At 38.8% G+C, this 560-nt stretch carries 1 protein-coding gene; it reads right to left on the reverse strand.

Annotated elements, in window-relative coordinates; all coding sequences use genetic code 11:
• On the reverse strand, window positions 1–560 hold a 560-nt coding region (locus IE258_RS42230; protein ID WP_189750851.1), incomplete at both ends, for a threonine--tRNA ligase family protein.

The following is a 560-nucleotide window of genomic DNA, read 5'->3' on the forward strand; positions in this document are numbered from 1 at the left end:
TGGCTTGGCAAAGAAAATTCGTACCTGTCTTATGTTTTTACTTCCATTATACGTTACTGGGTCCATATCTATGGTTTGATTATCTTTTACAGGAACCAGTGCTTGTTTCTCATAGTCCCACATAACTACGTCCAAACCTTCGCCGCTTCGGGTTTGATTCGTATATAGCCTTACTGTCACAGCCTGCTTTCCGCGCTCTTCTTTGTATGGTACTAAGGTAAAATTGTAATCCTCAAATTTACCGGTTCGGACTTTCAAATCCATCTTATATTCATAAGAACAATTTTTTTCATCACCTCTAGTAGTTGTGTAGCTATCTGTCATCTTGGTAATTAAACTTAATTTACCTGGAACCGATGAAACACTATCGCCTTTACTTATTGGCACCTCACTCACTCCGCTCTCAGAAGAGGCTTGAATGGAAGTACCATTCACCACCATATGTATTACACGGTAGCCTCTTTTCGTATGAAAAGCAGGAATATCTAAGTTGTAGCCTGACATTTCATAAACATCATCTGGTGTAAAAGTCCACATGATTTTGTCCTGATCTTTCAAAT

It is taken from the genome of Streptomyces tendae (assembly GCF_014650435.1).
GTDB classification, from domain to species: domain Bacteria; phylum Actinomycetota; class Actinomycetes; order Streptomycetales; family Streptomycetaceae; genus Streptomyces; species Streptomyces tendae.